Here is a 16,927-nt window from a genome sequence, read left to right as displayed (position 1 = left end):
GGACGATTGTACTGAAGAAGCGGGAAGGTTATCGGCGCGCTTTCGATGGGTTTGAACCCGAGAAAGTCGCGCGATATTCGGCTCGACGAATCGAGAAGCTCGCATTAAATTCTGAGATCATTCGCAACCGTATGAAGATTGCGGCCGCCGTGCGCAACGCACGCGCGTTTCTCAAAATCCAGGAAGAGTTCGGAAGCTTCGACTCCTATTGCTGGCGTTTCGTTGACGGACAGCCAAAGCTTAACCGGTGGAAGATCATGCGACAGATCCCTGCAACTTCTGTCGAATCCGATGTGTTCAGCAAGGACCTTAAGCGTCGCGGATTCAGTTTCGTTGGTTCGACGATCGTGTATGCCCACATGCAGGCGGTTGGAATGGTAAACGATCACCTCGTCGATTGCTTCCGTTATCGGGAGATCCGGCAGGATTGGAAGGCTGGATCTTCCGCGTAGCGGAGCGTGTCGAGATGGCATTGAAAAGAGACAAGTTCATGACCTCCTGGCGCAACACTGGGTGATTATCTCCATAGCACACGGGTTCCCGAGCGGATGGTCGGCAATGCGGAAGTAATCCGGGCGCCCTTCAGTTCCTTGTTCGCGCGGTCCCGAAACGGGCTTCGAGGAGATCGGCGCGGGCGACAGTCAGCAACTTCTCACTTCTCCCAAGCCGACTTCGGGCCCGAATAACTTCCGGCTTGCCGTTAAATCAACCCGCAATCGGCTGAAGGAACAGGGCCTCGTGAAACATCAACCGCCGCCGGGCTCTTCGCCGTCAAGCTCTTGCCAATCAACCTCTTGCTGTTGCTGCGGGGACAAATTCAAGCGTAGACCCTGGCTCTTCGTTAGTTTCGCGCCTTGAAGACGCGCGTTTGAAAAATCGCAATCTTTGAAATCAGATCCGCGCAGATCACTCTGGTTGAGATTAGCCCCAGAGAATTTGACTGTGTCGAAAAGCGCGGCTCGCATGTCGCAATTACAGAGGTCGCAATTTGTGAAGTCAACCCAGATGAAGTCATTCCAGCATAAAGTTGATTCTGACAAGTCGGTGCCCGCGAATGACACATTCCGGATTTCAGAACGTCCGAAGAACGTGCGTGGCAGAGTCAGATTCTCGAGGGTTTTGTCTTTCGTCATCGTGCGGAACAAGCGTACCCCGAATAAGCCGTCATCATCGTAATTTGGACGCTTTGATGGAAGTCTGGGCGCAGTGCCGGGAGCCAGCCAGCCCGCTTTCTGAAGCTCCCGGCAAGAGTCCTCATACGTCAGGTTTGTCGGCTTGCTCATTCGCAGATTGTCCTTAGAAGCCAAAGGAGAAATCGTCTGGCGGAGGGAGAGGGATTCGAACCCCCGATACCCTTTCGGGTATAGCGGTTTTCAAGACCGCCTGTTTCAACCGCTCACACATCCCTCCGCGTGAGTGTTTTCAACAGTTTAACAGCACTTTAAAATCCCTGCTCCGGGTATGTTGCAGCCTGCGCTGAGTTTGCCGAATGGCTGGGTGGGGCTTTGTCTATAAAATGCGTACTCATTCGTGGCAAAAAAGATTAAAAATGATACCATTCTGATATCAAAAGGGCTGATTTTCACCAATTGTGCGTCATCATTGTCCTCAGGTGTCCCTGGAAGGGATACCGGAAAGGATATCTATGAAAATCGCACAGCTTTTTGGAGTAAAAACCAACCCCAGCCAACAACCCCGTTGCTGCCACAAACGTAGCGACGGGACCGAGTGCAAGGCCCATCCCCGGAAGGGCAGGCAATATTGCTTCCTTCACGATCCCGAGTCGCAAAAGAAAAGCGCGGCAGCACGCCGCGCCGGCGGAGTCCTTCGCAGACGCGACGCCCAAGCTACTCCCCAAGCCATTCCAGAGCTGGCCTGTCTTCTCGCCAAACCAATGCGCGAAGCCTCCGGCGTGGCCGAGTTTTTAAACGAGGTCGCCCGCCAGTTCTGCCAGGGCAACATTGACCTCCGCGCCGCCGCCGAAATGCGCCAGTGCGCCCTCGCTGTGCTCCGCACCTTTGAGTTCGAGGCGCGCTCCCAGCGCGAGGCCACCGGCAAAGCTGCCCGCCCCGCCAAGAAACAGCCTTTCGAAGGTGTGAACTTTGTCATCAGAGATATCAACGGAGCCCAGATCTATCCTCGTGAGACCACCGGCACTTCGGTTCCGAAGCCCTTCTCTCCGCCAAACCAGCCAGACCCAAAACCAGACACGGCAAAACTAGACAGAAGACAAGACAAACCAGATCAAGACAAGCAGCCGAGCCTCAGCCCGGCATCTGTCGCCAGCGCCCAAAATCAGACAGAAGCTCAACAACCGGCAAAAGCCGAGCAGCAAAATGAAACGCAACCAAACGGTCAGCATGAAGGCTCCCAGCGCTATGAACGAATCCTGCACGGGCATTCTCCCTTTCCACCTTTCATAGCCCCAAACCAGCCAGAGAAAGCCCCGGAGAACAGTTCGCAGCAGAACGGCCCGAGTCCCGGCCCTCGTTACATACGTACGTTTTGAAAGAAGGTAGAAAGGCAGATTCACCAGTTCAAGAAGCATTTCAGAATGCAGGGCTTAATTTGAATCGGGTGAGCGAAAAGTGAGTGCCGGATCGCACGAACTTTTCGCGAGGGCGTAGCGGTTTACCGCGGAGCCCTTAGAATAAAGCCCATTTGGTCTTTGAAAATTCGAGCGCCGTAGGCGCGAAATAGAGGTCAGCCCAGCGCGCCAGCGCTGGGTGAGGATGGACAAAGTGTCCCTTCCGCTCTGCCGAAGGCAGGGGCGCAGCGCAGCGCTTAGAACAAAGCCTCTTTAAGCTGGATTCAAAAAGTCCGCAGCTTGTCCTGAGGACTGACGACTGCTTCAGCAAGTCCCTACCCCGGCATCGACTTTCCCCAGCAAATACGCGGTGATCAGCGCTATTTTTAGGGCTCCGCCCACTTGCTGGTACCCCCCCCATCGCCCACGGCTTGAGCAGCCAAAGTGATCGCGCCTCACCTGAGAACTGCTTTTACAGAGCGGCGTATCCCAATCGCCGGGCGCAGTCCGCCAAGATTTCTGCCTCCCACGCCGGACGCCTGGGGTTCCTCGGATGGGCTAACGCAGTCGGAATGCGCCCCAGCAAATTTAGAAATACCGCTGCGGAGTGTTTGTAGGCTGGGACTGGCGTCCGAAATACCACGTTTCCCAAATATTGCAGTGCATCCGCAAGAGCGTAGTAAGCGGCGTCGCCTGATTCCCATAAGCGGTCGCGTTCGGCAAACTTTTCCGGCGCCAAGGTTGCCAATCCCAGCAAATAGTCGGAGCCGTACTCAATCATGTTGATGCCCAGATCGTTCCCGGTATAAATGCGGAAGTCGGGCCGTTGTGCGTCGCGCAGCGCAAGGCGCTCGACTTCAAGCGTGCGGTCGAGCGAGGAGTGTTTCATTCCCTTGATCTCGGGAATTTCCATCAGGCCGCGCACGGTCTCTTCATCGAAGATCTCCCCATTGGGCGCGAACATGGTGCCCAGCTCAAAGGCGAGTATGTGTGGATACCCTCGGCAAATGGCATGGTAGGTCTCAACTTTTTCGCGAGCTGTTTTTCCGTGCAGCCGCGCGGTTTGAAACAGGATCGGTATTCCGCCGAATTTCAGGATGGTCTCAATCTGCCGGCGATATAGCGCCACCACTTCGCCTTCGTCCTTTTGGCCTTCGATGTATGCTCCAGCGACAAACGGAACGTCTTTTCCCAGCACTTCCCGCGCCCACTCGAGGACCTCCAGTTTTTCGCTTTCGCCCAGGTAATTCACATAGCCGGTATCCATGTTCACGGCATTCATCAGTCCAGCCTGCTGCGTGGCTAACAGATGACGTTGAAAAGCTTCCACCGCTATTTTTCCATTTTCCCGAAATGGAAGCAACGCTGCCGCAATTCCGTGGACTTTACGGCGGGGCTGCCATTGCTTAGTCAGAGTTTCGATTTTCATTGCTCTTTCCGGCTTTTATTTTTTTCAATTGGATTCCGAGTTCAGACTCTTTGTAATATGCGTCGAGCGGATAGCATCCCGAAGGCAGCCCATTGCGCGGCGCTGTGGTGCAATCGCTGAACGTTCTGCAGATCTTCTTGCGTTGAACACTCCGTCCTTCGAGCGCATCCCAAAGCACCTCGGGATAGCTCAAGACCATGCGTCCCAGGCCCACGAAATCCACCCATCCTTCGCGTACTGCCGCCTGCGCCACGTGCGGCAGAAAATCCTGCAGATAGCTGTAGGCTGAGCCTACGAAAACAAGCCTGGGAAATTTTTGCTTGAGCCGGTGCACGGCTTCCATCTGCCGGGCCACGCCGGCGAGAGGATCTTCAGGTGGCAGATATCCATCTGACGGAGGATAGAGCGCCGGTCTTTGAATATGAGGATTGTAATAAGGACTGCCCGCCGTCAGATTTACCAAACGAATGTCCAATTCTTCTAACAGCGACAGAAAACGCACCGTTTCGGTGAGGTCAGATTCAGTAGGGGCTTGCTGATTGACGCCAAACCCCCAGCGATAGGGAAGCAACTTGTCAGCGCTCTCTGGAATTCCGCGTCCCGGTTTGCCTGGCGTTGATTCTTCGGGGTCGGCATGAAAAGGTATGTTGTCGAAGGCAGAAAGGCGCACGCCAATTTGCAATCCGGGAGCGGCTGATCGTATTCCCTTGACTACTTCGCGGAGAAAGCGTGTACGATTCTCAAAGCCGCCGCCGTAGCTTCCTTCCCGGGTGTGTGCGCTCAAAAATTCATGTCCAAGATAGCCATGGCAGTGCTTGATATCAACGAAATCGAATCCCAGTTCGAGCGCAGTCTTGCCCGCGCGGCAAAAGTCTTCGATGATGGCCGCAATCTCTTCATCCGTCAGCACCGGATAATCATTGGGCAGCCCCAACCTGCGGTCCAAAATCGGATGGTGGTACAGGATACGAGGTTCTAGCCTGTCTTTGGCATTAGGACGGCTGTAGCGTCCCGAGTGGGTTAACTGCAAACCGATCATCAGGCCGTCAGCCGAACCGGTTGTATGCTTATGCTCTTCAATGAGCGCCGCGCGCAGCCGCGCCAATCCTTCTTGTGTATGCGAGGCTATGACCAACTGATTTGGATTAGCCCGCCCATTATGGGAAACCGCGACTGCTTCTCCACCCCAGATCAACTTCGCGCCGCTCGCCCCGAAGCGCTGCCATCGCCGGAGTGTGTTCTCGGTAGGATCGCCATCCGGTGTTCCATCCCAGCCTTCCATCGGCTGGATTGCGATCCGGTTGCCAATTGTCATCCCACTGCATATCAGGGGCTGGGCCAGAGGTGACTTCGCACCTGGGAGCAACTCGCGATCGCACGGAATCTTGAGTCCGCTTACATCCAGGTGCCCCTGAAAATGCTCAACGTCTTTCACGCTTCCCAGGCGCAGGATTTCGCGTGTGCTCATGCCGCCGGTCTCCGTCTGGGCAAGGCCGCCACTGCAATGGCTCCCAACAATGCCACGGCGACCAGCACCAGAAACCCGCTGCGGTAAGTTCCACTCACATCGCGCAGGTGGCCGACCACTAAGGGTGAGACGGCCTCGGCGACGCTGTCAGCGGTGAGAAGAACGCCCATCAATGTGCCCAGAATGCGCACCCCAAAAATCTCGGCGGTCATGAGAGGAATGATCATGTAGTCTCCGCCCAGACCGATGCCAAAGATCACCGCGAAAACGTACATTCCACCCTTGAACGGTGCGATGAATAACAAAGGGATGGCGCAGGCAACCAGAAGATAAATCAGCAGCATGACGTATTTCTTCGGAAAGCGGTCGGCCAGCCAGCCCATAAGCAGGCGTCCGACGATGCTGAAGGTGAACACCAGCGAGACGATGCGAGCTGCCTCGAACTGGGTGTAGTGCTGGTCGAGACTCAGGTACAGCTTAAGATTCTGCTGCGCACCGCTGACGGCCGCAATTGAACACATGCTCCCCAGGGCCAGCAGATAAAAGGGAAAGGTCTTGAATGCACTCTTGATTGCGGCTGGACCCGCTGCGGTATCTTCTTCTGGCCGTCTATTGGCCGGCGCATCTTTCACAAAAAATGCCATGGGAAAAGAGATGACAATGATCAATATGCCAAGTATGCGCAAGGCTGCCTGCCACCCGAATCGGTGGACCAGCAATGTTGAAATCCAGGGAACGGTTGCAGCTCCCAAACTGATGCCTAAGTAGGCGAAGCCCATTGCCTTGCCGCGCGATTGATCAAACCAGCGGGAAAGCAATACCTGGTTGGGCAGCGGGCCGCCACAAACGTATCCCAGGGCATTGAACACGTAAAAAAAGTAGAACCCTCCCAGAGTTGAAATATAACCGAGGCCTATCAGTGCCGCGCCTGCCATCAATACGCCCGCCATCATCAGGCGGCGTGGGCCAAAACGGTCTACCAGCCATCCCGCGATAACTCCGAAGATGAGGCCAACCGCCACCTTGCTGTACGCGTTGCCCGAGGTGACCTGGGCGTGGCTCCATCCGAACTGCCGCACCATAAAGTCGTAATAAAAGGGAAGTCCCCACAGTGCCAGACCAACGATGGAGAACAAGGCTAGAAATGCATTGCTGATTGCCAGAAATGGGCCGGTGCGTTCGCTGGGCAGCGCTCTCTCAAGGGCAGGAGACGTGGAGGCCTTCACTTCTTCGCGCTCCATTTTGAAGGCCTGCCCATGGGTGCCCAACAGTGTACCAGCAGCGGGGCAGCAATACCGCATAGTGATTATGGAGCTATAGACGTGGTGGCAGATTCTCACTGCCGGTCTGTTGGCTGACCAGCAACGTCTTGATGCTTGAAAGTAATTCGTCAGTGCTGAACGGCTTGCGCAGAAACATGCTGGCGCCGGCTTCGAGGGCGAGCCGCTGATCATCTTTGGTGGTAAGCCCGCTGATGACGATAATTGGCATCTTGGCCGTCTTAGGATTGGATCTTAATTTCCGGCAGACAGAAAAGCTGCTTGCCCGTGGTACGAGTACATCCAAAATGGCCAGGTCAATCTTGTTGGGGAATCCATGGAGCAGCGCCCGAGTTCCACTCTGGGAAGACAGCACCTCGAACCCGGAGGATTGCAGCGTATCGACAATCAGCTCCCGGTAACTGGGGTCGTCTTCTGCCAGCAGGATCGTATGTTTCCTGGAAGATGGTTTAGCGGCATCCAGCACAGTCCGTATTTTTTGAAGCAGCGAGTGCCGTGTGAAAGGCTTTTGAATCACGCGAGGTGCTCGCAGCATGCCCTGTCGAATTGCGAAGTCCTCGGTGTATCCCGTCATCAGTAATACCTGGGTGGCGGGATATTTGGTTGCGATATAGTTGACCAAATTTGTGCTTCCCATGCGTGGCATGACTATGTCCGTCAGTAACAGGTCAATCTTTCCTTTATGTTGGTCTGCGATTGCAATCGCCTCCACTCCGTCGCCCGCCTCAAGCACTTTGTAACCGCTCTCTAGCAGGCACTCTCGCACCGTCGTGCGAAGAGCGGTTTCATCTTCCACTAACAGAACTGTCTCGCTCTCTCCTGGCACCAGCTCTCTTTCAGCCTGTATCTGTGGTTCGGCGGCTGCTGAACTCAAGGGCAAGAAGATTTTGAACGTCGTCCCGCGGTCAACTTCGCTGTATACCGCGATCTGGCCTCCCGCTTGTTTGATAATGCCCTCCACTGTGGCCAGCCCCAATCCGGTCCCTTTCCCTTTTTCCTTGGTGGTAAAAAATGGTTCAAAGATATGAGACTTGGTGGCTGCATCCATGCCCGTGCCCGTGTCGCTGACGGCCAGCAACGCATAGGAACCCGGCTGCGGCGTAAAGCCTGGTTCTAAAGATTCCGATCTTAGATCTGCCACCGACGTTTCAATGGTGACCGTGCCGCCATGGGGCATTGCGTCCCGCGCATTGATAATCATGTTCATCAGCACTTGCTCGAGATGGCCTGGATCAATCGTTACGGTTGCAGGCTCATCGGTCAGCAGCAATCGAATTGAAATATTTTCTCCGATCAGGCGGCGCAGGAACCGGCTGGAAACGGAAATCGCAGGATTGAGGTCAATTTTTCTGGGCTCGTTGATTTCCTGGCGGCTGAACATCAGCAGTTGGCGTATCAGGCGGGCAGCTTTGTCGGTTGCTGATTTTACATCCTGCAATTTACGAGCAATGGGGTTGGTTTCTTCTATCCGCAGTAAAGCCAGTTCTGTATTGCCCATGATGATGGCAAGCAGATTGTTAAAGTCATGCGCGACGCCGGCGGCAAGTTGCCCTACGGCCTCCATCTTTTGCGATTGCCGCAACTGGTCTTCCAATTGTTTCCGCTCTGTAACATCCAGCAGCATCCCAACATAACCTGAGATCCCGCCATCCAGTCCTCTCACGGGAACGGCGTGCGAGATGACCGAGCGCGTCTGTTGACTGGATGTGAGAATGCGAAATTCGCCTTGATAGACCCCTTCTTCGGCCATTGCTTTCTTAACTGCAGTGACTACTACATCCCGGTCTGCCGGATGCACGGCTTGGATCCACCCCCAGCCCAAACATTCCTGCAACGGTAGTCCTGTGATAGAAATCCACCACTCATTGACGAACAGGCATTCACCCAAAGGGTTGGCCTGGTAAATTCCCACTGGGGCGCATGAAGTGATTTGGCGCAACCGCGATTCACTCTCCCGCAGCTCTTCTTCCAGCTTTTTGCGCGAGTGCATTTCAGCTTCCAGCTCTACTCGCGATTCCTCCAGCTTCTGGTTTGCAGCGGTGAGCGCCTGCATCTTCTGGATCAGTTTTTCAGAAACCACCCGCAGATGGTCTTCCGAAAAAGCCGAGGAATCAAAAGACCCATGCGCGTGTGGCTGGTTCAGCGCATCTTCCACTGCCTTCAGTATCACCTTGGGCTCGGCTGGCTTCTCGAGACGTTGCGCCAGGCCGGCCTTGCCCATCAGCCCCTCGGCTTCAGCTTGATGATAAGTGGCGGAATAAAAAAGCACCGGAACGTTCGCCAGTGAGCGCTTCGTGCGCAGCCTCTGCACCAGCTCGAAACCATCCATCCCTGGCATAAGAATGTCGCTAATGACCAGGTCAGGATGGGACGAAAGCAAAATCTCCAGGGCCAGTTCGCCACTTTCCGCCGATTCCACTTCATATCCGGCGTCTTTGAGCAGGTAGGCCAGGTATTCCCGGCTGCCAAGATCGTCTTCGATCACGAGTATTTTTTTTGCTTTCGTCATGCTTCTATGCCCTTACCTTTTGCAAGTTCTTTCTCGATCAGTTGCAGGAGCACGGCCGATTCGATTGGCCGCATCAGAAGCCCCACCGCTCCTGCATCCCGCAATCGTTCTTTGGTCTGCTGGGTGGGGTTATCGGAAGACGTCACCATAAGTACGGGAACCTCGGCCATCTCCGGATGGGCTTTGAGCAGGGCGAGAAATTTTTCTCCGTCCTCCAGTGGCATGTTCACATCACAGATGATCATGTTCGGGTGCGCTTCGAGGGCTTTATTAGCTCCTTCTTTTGCCGACCCGGCTTCGATGACCTGGAACCCGGCTGATTTCAGGAATGTTTGCAGCAGGTACCGGTTTGCATCAAGATCATCAACCACCAGAATGATCTCCCGGCGGGCCAATGTTTGTTGCGGGCGCTGCGGCACGGCAGCGACCCCTGAAGAATCTGGGACGGTTCGCGTAGCCAGTCTCTTCCCCTCCGGCAGAAATCCCTTCACGGTTTCCACGAAAGCCTTAGGGTCAATCGGCTTGGAGATATAACCATCAAAACCGGCAGCCAAAAGGCGGTCCCGGTCTCCGATCATGGCCAAAGCTGTTACCGCCACCAGCGGGGGTCTTCGATCAAGCTTCAGCGCGCGGGCAATCTCCACGCCATCTATATCAGGCAATTGAATGTCACATAAAATGAGGTCAAAGTCGCAGGTTTGTGCCTTCTCCATGCCATCGGCCCCGGTCTGGCAGCCTGTCGCTTCAAAACCATAGGCGCGCAGCAAATACAACATCAGCTCCAGGTTTGCCGGGTTGTCCTCGATCACTAAAACGTTGTTTGCCATTTTTGTCATCAGTGAGAAGCGGTTTTATCTTGTTGCGACTGCTTTTTTCTTGCCGAGCCCAGAATCAAACTGAAATCGCTGCCTTTTCCCAATTCGCTTTGAACTGAAATGGCGCCGCCCAGCATGGCGGCAAGTTGTTGGCTTAAGTGAAGCCCCAGTCCCGTGCCCTCGACCTTTTTGGCGCCGATCTGGGTGAAAGCCTGAAAGAGCTTGCTGATGTTCTCCGGCGCAATTCCCACTCCGGTATCAAGAACGTGGAATGATGCAATGGGACCGTCGCCTCGATGGTCGTCCTTAAGCTCAATAACTACGCTGCCTTTTTCGGTATACTTGACCGCATTGTTCACAAGGTTGAGCAGAATTTGCGTTAGAGCGCGCCGGTCGGTAGCTAGAACGATGGATTGCGGCGGCATATCCACCAGGAGTTCCAATCCCTTCCTCGTTGCCAAGGGCTGAAGCGCATTGACAACTTCAGTCACGACCGTGTTGCAATCCACTTGTTCAAAGGTGAGTTCAACTTGCCCGGATTGGATCTTGGCGAGATCGAGCAGGTCGTTAATCAATGAAAGCAGATGTTTCGCTCCAGATTGCACCATGGTGAGCTGTTTTTCCTGCTCAGCCGTCAGTGGGCCAGGCAGGCCCATTAACATGACGCCGGTAAATCCAATAATTGCATTCAACGGAGTGCGCAGTTCATGCGACATGGTGGCCAGAAACCGGTCTTTTGCCAAACTGGCTTTTTCAAGCTCGAGGTTCTTTTCTTTGAGCACAGCTTCTAACAGTTTGCGCTCGGTAATGTCACGAATTGCGCTGGTGACCAGAGTTCCCTCTGCCGTTCTTAGAGGGCTGAGGCTGATCTCAACCGGAAACTCGCTTCCGTCTTTCCGCAAGCCGTAAAGCTCAAAACCTGCTCCCATGGGACGCACGCGAGGGTCGGCAAAAAAACTTCCCCGGTGCTGGGGATGGCGCGGACGAAACCGTTCTGGAATCAGGACTTCAACCGGGCGACCCAGCAATTCGCTCTTGCTGTAGCCGAACAGCTTTTCGGTCTGTGAATTTGCCAGCACAATGTTTCCATCGGACTTCACAATGACCATTGCGTCGGGCGCCGACTCCAGAAGGGCGCGAAATTGCTCCTCGGCACGGCGACGCTCACTGGTGTCGCGAATGGCGCTGATGACGAATCTGCCTTCCTGAGTCGTGAGAGGACTTAGGCTAATCTCTACCGGGAATTCCGTACCGTCTTTCCGTAGCCCGAAGAGCTCCAACCCTTCTCCCATGCGCCGCACCTTCGGGTCCGCAGAAAATTTTGTCCGGTCCTTCTCGTGCTTCCCATGAAATCTTTGGGGAATAAGCACCTCAATCGGCTTGCCTGTAAGTTCGCTTTCGGCGTATCCAAACAGGACCCGCGTTTGCGGGTTGGTGAGAACAACATGTCCCTGCTCGTCCACAATGATGATGGCATCGGGCGCTGCTTCCAAAAATGACTGGAAGTTCTCTTTAAGGGCCGGCCAGGAATGGCCGAGGTTCTCCGGAGTTTGTTTTGGTTCCCCCATCGTAGTTGCGGAACCTCCACCGCTATGAACCTGTTGTGGTTCCCCGCTGGTCAATCTGCAAAAGCGCGAACTCGCATAACAGTTTTTGGGGCCCTTTTGGGAGGGCACGTTTAGGGCTTTATATTGGAAGGTCAAGCCCGTAGGTGCCTTTTAGGGCAACTGCATATAGAAGCGCGAAAAGAGTAACACAGGATATATATAAAGTAATCAGGATTGCGGGACCTATCTGGATATACTTTCCATTATGGGAAATATCATCACTTTTATCCCATAATGGGATTCCATTTTGTGGAAGTTTGATCTAGATGTTTCTAGCTTACCCCGTTGGTTCCCTCTGCGCTCCTGCGCGTCCTCTGCGGTTAGCTTTTTGCAACTGCTTTGGCGGCAAGCCGGGCCTGCAATTGCTTTCGGGAGAGGAATGGGGCCTTATCGCGATAAGGCTTCCATATGACTTTGGTGCGCGACCAGCCATCGCCGATGCGCCTGCCGTCATATTGCAATAACTGATAAAGCACATACCAATGCATGAAAGGAATTTGGGTAGGTAGATTTCTCTGGAAGGAATCCCAGAAGTTGGCGGGCCGGCCGGTGAGATCGTCAATGACCTGCAATCCCAGCATGGCTTTCGCAGGCGAGTGTCCCGCGAAGCCATCTTTGGCGAGGAAAAGAAACATAAATCCCAACATGCACAGAAAGAAAACCATCATCGCCACATTCGCGCCTCTGTTGTCACTGTTGGTTGCTGCTCCCACAATCCCGCCGCTGATTCCTGAGAGCAGCAGAACTACAAAAGTAAAAGGAACGGTCACAACACTGAAAAGCACTACGTCCAGGATGTGGGCAAAAGCACGTCGCATGGCAAAACTGCTGTGACATGTGCTACATACATAAGAGCCATAAAGCCGCTTCTCCGGCAATATCGTAGAAGCATCGCAAATCGAGCAAGCCATGCCAGCGCTGGTTGTTGCCATATCGCAGTCCTTAAAAATGTTAGGGGCTTACGGGGTACTCTATCACTCGTATCGCAGGGCTTCAATGGGATTCAGTTGGGCCGCCTTGTTGGCCGGGTAGTAGCCAAAGAACACACCCATAAAGACTGAAAAGAGGCATCCGATCAGGGCGACAGTTTGCGTGATCTGAATTTCCCAGTGCAGGGTATTTTGGAGAGCTACAGCACTCAGCAAACCGGTCAGCACTCCCAAAATTCCGCCCAGAACGCTGATGACCACCGCCTCGCTCAGGAACTGCAGGCGCACGGCATGCTCGGTAGCGCCCACGGCCAGGCGTACTCCAATTTCGCGGGTGCGCTCCGTCACGGAAACCAGCATGATATTCATGATTCCAATTCCACCCACCAGCAATGAAAGCGAAGCGGTTCCGGCGAGAAGGAACGTGAAAGCTTGCGCAGTTGCCAGTTGCGCCCGTATAAGCTCTTCCGGGCTGCGGATGTTGAAGTCGTCATCATCACCAGGCGAGAGGTGATGCCGCTCGCGCAGCAGGCTGGTGATCTGATGTTGAGCCTCGGAAATTGCCGTCTGTGAGATGGCAGAACAATAGACATCATCCAGCCAGAAGGTGCCGGTAATCTTCTTCTGGACTGTGGTATAGGGCATCAGCACAAAATCATCCTGGTCCTGGCCGGTGGCTGAGATCCCTTTGCGCTCCATGGTTCCGACGACTTTGCAGGGGAGGGTGCTGACACGGATGGTCTTTCCAATAGGGTCTTCGCTGCCAAACAAGTTGTCAATGACAGTCTGGCCGATCACGCAAACCAGGGCAGAGCTGTTTACGTCCTCGGCGGTGAACATCGTGCCAGCGTGCAGGTCCCAGCGCCGGATCTGCTGATATTCAGGGGTCACGCCACGATACTGTGTTCCCCAGTTGGTGTTTCCGTAGACCGCCTGGATGTGTCCATCTACATTTGGCGATACAAGTTTTACCAGCGGGACTTGCTCCGTGATCGCGCGGACGTCTTCCATGACCAATGTCCGGATGCCGCGCGTCCCGGCGCGGACCCCATTGCTTTTGCGGCTGCCCGCCTCGATCCAGATCATGTTGTCGCCCAGCTTATCGAGCTGATCTTGCACGCGGTTCGAGCCGGCGCTGCCGATACCCACAACGCAGATAAACGACGCCACACCCATAATGATCCCCAACAGGGTCAGGAAACTGCGCAACTTGTTGCGCCACAATGCGCGCAACGCCTGCCGAAAGATGAACGAGATCAGCATCTATATCTTGGTGTATCAGCTTTCCCTGAAAATTTGGTGAAAAGTTTCGATATGGGTTTCTAAGCAGAAAACCCGAGCCCATGAAGGCCAATTTGTTAGACTGCTTGTTTGCATGAATCGAATTGCGACCCAGCTTGCGGAGGAGACAAACATCGCAACTGCTTCTTCCGCCAAGCCCTTGATCCCCTCCCCGGGCTCACGCGTATTTACCACTGTCATGCTGCTCCTGCTGACCCTGGCCGCAGTCTTGATTCACGGTTACCACGTCGGCATTGAAGACCAGGGAATCTATTTGCCCGCCATCAAGCAGCATCTTCAGCCGTCGCTGTATCCCTTCGATACGGAATTGTTCGCTCCCCAGACGCGGCCGACGCTTTTCGATGAAGCCGTGGCTTTCTCCTCACGGCTGACGCATCTCTCGCTCGAGGCCACCATGCTGCTCTGGCATCTGGCATCTATTTATCTAGTGCTTTGGGGGTGCCTGCGGATCGCGCGGCGCTGTTTCTCGTCTCCTCAAGGCCAGTGGGCGTCGGTGGCCTTGGTCGCGGCCTTACTTACAATCGGGGTCGCCGGCACGGGGCTCTATCTGGTGGATGAATACCTGAATCCTCGTGCGCCTGCCACTGCGCTGCTTTTGCTGATGTTGGTGGATATACTCGACCGCAAATTCTGGCGGGCTCCCATCTGGGTGATCCTGGCCGCTCTGCTGCACATCCAGATGGCTTTCTATGCTGTCTTGCTGGCGTTCTTCTTTTTGTTTCCGGAGAAGTGGCTTCCTGCAAGAATACGCATCGTTCCTTCTGGGGCTTTCGCACTGTTGCTGGGTCTTCCGCTTTCTGCTCTCTTCGAAAAAGGTTCGGATGCCTGGCTGGAAGCCGCCCGCACGCGCTCCATCCACTACCTCATCCGATGGAGTTGGTATGAGTGGTTGGGCATCTTTGGCCCGATGATCTTTTTCTGGTGGTATGCCCGCATCGCGCGCGAAAAAAATTTGCCTCGTCTGGCTTTTCTTGCGCGCAGGCTAATGCTGTTTGCCATCTTCATTTTTGTTGCGGCCTGCGTGGTCACTATTCCCCCCGCTTTTGAGCGCCTTACTCCCTATCAACCCATGCGCGGATTTCATCTCGTCTATCTTTTCTTTGTTATTCTTTCCGGCGGGTTACTGGGGCAATTTGTCCTGCGGCGCAGCGTGGTTCGCTGGCTATTACTGTTTGTTCCTATTTCGCTGGCTATGTTCTACGCGCAGCGCCAGCTCTACCCAGCCAGCAGTCATATCGAGCTGCCCAGCGCCGCGCCGCGCAACCCGTGGCTGCAGGCTTACGCATGGGTGCGGCAGAACACACCCGTGGACGCCTACTTTGCCATGGATCCTTATTATATGCACGCACCCATTGTGGATGAGCACGGGTTCCGAGCGCTGGCAGAGCGCAGTGTGATGGCAGACTACATCAAGGATTCCGGTGTAGTGCTGCTGTTTCCTGCCATTGCCAGCCGCTGGCATAACGAAGTGCACGCCCGTAGCAACTGGGATCAATTTCAGCGGGCTGATTTCGAGAGGTTGCACCGGGATTTCGGGGTCAATTGGGTCTTGATATCAGCCTCACATCCTGCAGCCGATGCTCTCTCTTGTCCCTATGCCAACCAGGCCGTGCGGATCTGCCGCATTCCTTAGAAGCAGTTCTCAGAGCTGAAAGGCCAAAGGCTTCTTCTTTAGAACTGTTTTCCTCTACGCTTGAAGCTGTTACGATAAAAGTAATGATGCTGAAGCCCCAAAATGTCGTGCTTCATCCGCTGAAGACGCTGCGCGAAGGCGAGCAGGCCACCCGGCATTACCGCGCCGAGCTGAGCGAAATTGCCCTGGTGGCCATAGATTCTTTTCGCCAAAACAAAATTCGCTTTGTGCTCACGGCGTTGGGCATGGTCATTGGCACCGCTTCGCTCATTCTGGTGGTGACCATTGGGCTTACCGGCAAGCACTACATCCTGAGCCAGATTCAGAACATCGGCTCCAATGTCATCTGGGCGGAATATAAAGGGGAGGGCCCGCGCGCTACGCCGGTGGCTTCGGACTATCTCACTGTGGACGACATGCAGGCCGCCTTGCAACTGGTTCCGGGCCTGCGGGCTGCTTCTCCTGTAGCCAATCTGGCTGAGCGCATGCCGATGGGCGGCGGCAAAGAAGGCGATGCCAGCATTCTTGGTGTGATGCCTGATTACCGCATCGTGCGTAATCTGCAGGTCCCGGCCGGACGCTTCTTCGATGCCGATGATTCCCGCCAGAAAGTCGCGTTGATTACGGAAAAATTCGCGAAGCAACTTTTCAACAGCGAAAGCGCCGCCATCGGCCAGACCATTAAGATCAGCGGGCTGCCATTCACCATCATCGGGACCTTCAAGGAGAGCACCAACACCTATGGCAACTCTGAAGTCACCGACTACACGATCTTGATTCCTTATACCGAAAGCCAGATTTTTACCGGCAATCACAATGTGAAGCAGTTGTATTTCTCGATGACCGATGCATCACTGGTGCCGCAGGGCACCGAAGATATCAAGCGGGTCATCACCTCGCGGCACCGGCCGGAATCAACCTACGAAATCGCGAACCTGACGGACATCCTGAATACCGCCAATGTGATCACCAATATCCTGACGGTGGTGCTCATGCTGGTCTCGCTCATCGTCCTGATTGTGGCCGGGGTGGGCATCATGAACATCATGCTGGTCACGGTGAAGTCGCGCACCCGCGAAATCGGCATCCGCAAGGCCGTGGGCGCCACCCGCAATGAGATCCGCTTTCAGTTTCTGGCGGAATCAGTCTTTATCTCCCTCACCGGCGGATTTGTGGGCATTGCCATCGGGATGATGCTGCCCATCTCAGTGCGGATGTTCACCGAGTATCACATCCCCATCTCAGGGGTTTCCATCGTCGTAGCGGTACTGGTCTCTTCGCTGGTTGGGATCATATTTGGCACCGTACCCGCCAGCCGCGCCGCCCAGCTTGATCCTGTTGAGAGTTTGCGGTACGAATAGAGCCCTCTGATTTCCGGGATTGAAGCTGCGTTAAATTTCCTGCAAGTTCGGGCGCGTGGTTCGTTCT

At 54.7% G+C, this 16,927-nt stretch carries 12 protein-coding genes and 1 tRNA gene; 4 read left to right on the top strand and 9 right to left on the bottom strand.

What is annotated here, in order from left to right:
* On the top strand, positions 1-452 hold a 452-nt coding region (locus tag VK738_20230; GenBank protein ID HTD24990.1), incomplete at its 5' end, for a DNA-3-methyladenine glycosylase I.
* Positions 453-1,320: 868 nt separating this feature from the next.
* On the opposite strand, the gene VK738_20225 is transcribed toward VK738_20230, so the two are convergent.
* A tRNA-Ser gene (locus tag VK738_20225) sits at positions 1,321-1,410 on the bottom strand.
* A 235-nt stretch (positions 1,411-1,645) separates the two neighbouring features.
* On the opposite strand from VK738_20225, the gene VK738_20220 reads away from it, so the two are divergent.
* Entirely contained in the window at positions 1,646-2,509 is an 864-nt protein-coding gene (locus VK738_20220) for a hypothetical protein (protein HTD24989.1), read from the top strand.
* A 490-nt stretch (positions 2,510-2,999) separates the two neighbouring features.
* On the opposite strand, the gene VK738_20215 is transcribed toward VK738_20220, so the two are convergent.
* The 8 genes from VK738_20215 to VK738_20180 all read right to left on the bottom strand — a co-directional run bounded on the left by VK738_20215 (position 3,000) and on the right by VK738_20180 (position 13,827).
* Positions 3,000-3,956 carry a dihydrodipicolinate synthase family protein gene (locus tag VK738_20215; protein ID HTD24988.1) on the bottom strand — a complete coding sequence of 319 codons (957 nt, stop codon included), beginning with the start codon at positions 3,954-3,956 and terminating at the stop codon, positions 3,000-3,002.
* Positions 3,934-5,424 carry a hypothetical protein gene (locus VK738_20210; GenBank protein ID HTD24987.1) on the bottom strand — a complete coding sequence of 497 codons (1,491 nt, stop codon included), beginning with the start codon at positions 5,422-5,424 and terminating at the stop codon, positions 3,934-3,936. Before VK738_20210 ends, VK738_20215 begins: the two co-directional genes overlap by 23 nt.
* Complete coding sequence (locus tag VK738_20205; protein HTD24986.1) at positions 5,421-6,665, bottom strand: MFS transporter; 1,245 nt, start codon at positions 6,663-6,665, stop codon at positions 5,421-5,423. Before VK738_20205 ends, VK738_20210 begins: the two co-directional genes overlap by 4 nt.
* 73 nt (positions 6,666-6,738) lie before the next feature.
* The gene (locus VK738_20200; protein HTD24985.1) at positions 6,739-9,213 is read right to left on the bottom strand and encodes a response regulator; all 2,475 of its coding nucleotides are present in this window, start codon (positions 9,211-9,213) and stop codon (positions 6,739-6,741) included.
* Positions 9,210-10,040 carry a response regulator gene (locus VK738_20195; GenBank protein HTD24984.1) on the bottom strand — a complete coding sequence of 277 codons (831 nt, stop codon included), beginning with the start codon at positions 10,038-10,040 and terminating at the stop codon, positions 9,210-9,212. Before VK738_20195 ends, VK738_20200 begins: the two co-directional genes overlap by 4 nt.
* Positions 10,041-10,048: 8 nt before the next feature.
* Positions 10,049-11,596, bottom strand: a complete 1,548-nt coding sequence (locus tag VK738_20190; protein HTD24983.1) for a PAS domain S-box protein — start codon at positions 11,594-11,596, stop codon at positions 10,049-10,051.
* Between the two features lie 359 nt (positions 11,597-11,955).
* Complete coding sequence (locus VK738_20185; protein HTD24982.1) at positions 11,956-12,567, bottom strand: RDD family protein; 612 nt, start codon at positions 12,565-12,567, stop codon at positions 11,956-11,958.
* Positions 12,568-12,609: 42 nt separating this feature from the next.
* Positions 12,610-13,827 (bottom strand): ABC transporter permease, encoded by a 1,218-nt coding sequence (locus VK738_20180; GenBank protein HTD24981.1) that lies wholly within the window; start codon positions 13,825-13,827, stop codon positions 12,610-12,612.
* 112 nt (positions 13,828-13,939) lie between these two features.
* On the opposite strand from VK738_20180, the gene VK738_20175 reads away from it, so the two are divergent.
* Positions 13,940-15,499, top strand: a complete 1,560-nt coding sequence (locus tag VK738_20175) for a hypothetical protein (protein ID HTD24980.1) — start codon at positions 13,940-13,942, stop codon at positions 15,497-15,499.
* 83 nt (positions 15,500-15,582) lie between these two features.
* Complete coding sequence (locus VK738_20170) at positions 15,583-16,860, top strand: ABC transporter permease (GenBank protein HTD24979.1); 1,278 nt, start codon at positions 15,583-15,585, stop codon at positions 16,858-16,860.
* The last annotated feature ends 67 nt before the right edge of the window (positions 16,861-16,927 follow it).

The organism is Terriglobales bacterium (assembly GCA_035487355.1).
Taxonomy (GTDB): Bacteria; Acidobacteriota; Terriglobia; order Terriglobales; family Acidobacteriaceae; genus QIAW01.
The sequence above is the reverse complement of the archived record's forward strand: the minus strand, read 5'-3'. Positions and strand labels throughout refer to the sequence as shown.